The following is a 2,357-nucleotide window of genomic DNA, read 5'->3' on the forward strand; positions in this document are numbered from 1 at the left end:
GTAAGCGTATGGGGAATACGCCTTGCGTAGATCAGCCAGGCATCCATTGATGCGGCAGTAGATGCTCGATCTCACTGGCTTTCTGCGTCGGCAATCGCGTCAGTACATCCTTGAGATACGCGTACGGATCATGCCCGTTCATGCGTGCCGACTGGATCAAACTCATGATCGCTGCCGCTCGTTTGCCACTGCGCAGAGACCCGGCGAACAACCAATTGGAGCGCCCAAGCGCCCATGGCCTGATCGTGTTCTCCACCGGGTTGTTGTCGATGGGCACGGCACCATCATCCAGGTAGCGCGTCAGCGCTACCCAGCGTTTCAAGCTGTAATCCAGAGCCTTGGTCGTGGCCGAGCCCTCGGGCACGAGGTCGCGCTGAGCCAGCATCCACTCATGTAATTTCTGTGCAATGGGCACCGCTATTTCTTGGCGTAATCGCCATCGTTCTTCATCACTTATATCTTTGGCCTGCCGTTCAACTTCGTACAGCCCGCCGATTGAGTGCAGCGCTTGCTCGGCCAACTGGCTTTTGTTCGTCACATGCAGGTCGAAGAACTTACGGCGGGCATGCGCCATGCAGCCGATTTCGGTGATGCCCAGCTCGAAGCTGGCCTTGTAACCCGCGAAGTCATCACAGACCAGCTTGCCGTTCCACGTGCCAAGGAAGTTCCGTGCATGTTCGCCAGCACGGCTGGGGCTGAAGTCGTAGACAACGGCCTTCAGTGCCGAGAACGGCGTGGTGCAATAAGCCCAGACATAAGCTCGGTGCGTTTTCTTCTCGCCGGGCGCCAGCATCTGCACCGGCGTTTCATCGGCATGCACGACTCGCTGAGCCAGCACCGCTTCGCGCAGTGCATCCACCAGCGGTTGTAGCTGTACGCCAGTTTGGCCCACCCACTGAGCCAGCGTTGAACGCGGGATCGCCAGGCCTGCACGGCCAAAGATCTTTTCTTGCCGGTACAGCGGCAGATGATCAGCGAATTTGGCCACCATCACATGCGCCAGCAGGCCTGCGGTCGGGATGCCCTTGTCGATCACCTGGGCCGGCACCGGTGCTTGGATCAGTGTTTCGCACTGGCGGCAGGCCCACTTTCCACGTACATGCTGCTCAACGGTAAACACGCCCGGCGTGTAATCCAGCTTCTCGCTGACGTCTTCGCCGATGCGCTGAAGCTGACACCCGCAGACACACTGGGTGTTCTCTGGCTCGTGACGAATGACGGTACGTGGGAACTGCGGCGGCAGCGGCGCGCGCTTGGGTTTTTGGCGGGTTTCGTCCGACGTTGGGGCGGGACGAAGCGCGTTCAGTTCTGCCTCGATAGCCTCAAGGTCAGTGTTGAGCAGGTCATCGAGCAAGCTGCCTTGCGCCGGGCTGATCTGCTCACTGCGCTTGGCGAACTTGTGGCGCTTGAGGATGGCAATCTCGTGAGAGAGCTGCTCGATGATCGTCTCGTCACGATGGATTTTTCGGCCCATGGTGTCGACCTTCGACAGCAACTGCGCAGCGAGTGCGCGCAGTTGTTCGGGTGTCATTTGGTCGAGATTGGGAGAGGAAGTCATGCCGTGGATTTTACCAAAGCGATCCACCTGCCACAGCTGAAAAGCAAGGCTAAATCATTGTGATTGCGCCGTTAGCGCCAACTCGCTGCCATGGCAAACCGAGCACCAGCGCTTGAAGTTGTTCAGCGTCGAGCCCGACTTCCAAACCGCGATGAGTGCCAGGCCAGTGAAACTTGCCTTGGTTCAAACGCCGTGCGGCAAGCCAGATGCCCACGCCATCGTGCACCAGCACCTTCATCCGGTTGGCCCGGCGGTTGGCGAACAGATAAGCGCAGTGCGGCTTCGCCGCACCGAACACGGCGACCACGCGGGCCAACGCAGTTTCGGTGCCGGCGCGCATGTCCATGGGCTCAGTGGCGAGCCAGATGGCGTCGATGCGTATCATTGCGAGAGGCTGCGGATAAAACGTGCGCAGCCGTCCGGGTCGGTGATGGGCCATTTGACCGTGATGGCTTTGTCGCCCAGCGGCAGTGCGATCACCACCGCTTCATCAGCGTGCCGTTTAGGCATTGGTTGCAGCGGTACAAACGCGGGAAGTGGCGCGACAGGTTTATCACGGTAAATCGGCAGCCACTTGCGAATCACGTTGGCATTGATGCCGTGGCTGATGGCGACGCTGGAAACTGAGGCACCGGGTTTCAGGCATTCCTGCACAACCTGGGCCTTGAAGGGTTTGGGATAGGAGCTTCGTTGGCGCATGGAAATCCTGGCGATAAGGGTGATCGCGTCCGCTTAAAAATAGGCGGACACCATCGCCCTTAATTCCGGATTTCTGAAGGTGTGTTCGCTGGCCGCTTAC

General features: G+C 59.2%; 3 protein-coding genes. All 3 read right to left on the reverse strand.

Annotation, left to right across the window (positions count from 1 at the left end; translation table 11 throughout):
* Positions 1 to 31 precede the first annotated feature (31 nt).
* Genes tnpC through tnpA form a run of 3 tightly spaced genes read right to left on the reverse strand, consistent with a single transcriptional unit; the run spans position 32 to position 2,257 of the window.
* Complete coding sequence (tnpC, locus tag AACY11_RS28145; protein WP_339496310.1) at positions 32 to 1,558, reverse strand: IS66 family transposase; 1,527 nt, start codon at positions 1,556 to 1,558, stop codon at positions 32 to 34.
* Positions 1,559 to 1,607: 49 nt separating this feature from the next.
* A complete protein-coding gene (gene tnpB / locus AACY11_RS28150) occupies positions 1,608 to 1,943 on the reverse strand; it encodes an IS66 family insertion sequence element accessory protein TnpB (protein WP_157815118.1) in 336 nt (111 codons plus the stop codon).
* Positions 1,940 to 2,257, reverse strand: coding sequence for an IS66-like element accessory protein TnpA (gene tnpA / locus AACY11_RS28155; RefSeq protein ID WP_095188479.1), 318 nt, complete (start codon positions 2,255 to 2,257; stop codon positions 1,940 to 1,942). The genes tnpB and tnpA overlap by 4 nt, the downstream gene beginning before the upstream one ends.
* Positions 2,258 to 2,357: the final 100 nt, after the last annotated feature.

The sequence above is a fragment of the Pseudomonas sp. RA_105y_Pfl2_P56 genome (assembly GCF_963970845.1).
Taxonomy (GTDB): domain Bacteria; phylum Pseudomonadota; class Gammaproteobacteria; order Pseudomonadales; family Pseudomonadaceae; genus Aquipseudomonas; species Aquipseudomonas baetica_A.

Excerpts from the sequence above, each read along its gene's own strand:
- tnpA (WP_095188479.1), bottom strand. The coding sequence starts at position 2,257 with ATGCGCCAACGAAGCTCCTATCCCAAACCCTTCAAGGCCCAGGTTGTG.
- tnpB (WP_157815118.1), bottom strand. The coding sequence starts at position 1,943 with ATGATACGCATCGACGCCATCTGGCTCGCCACTGAGCCCATGGACATG.
- tnpC (WP_339496310.1), bottom strand. The coding sequence starts at position 1,558 with ATGACTTCCTCTCCCAATCTCGACCAAATGACACCCGAACAACTGCGC.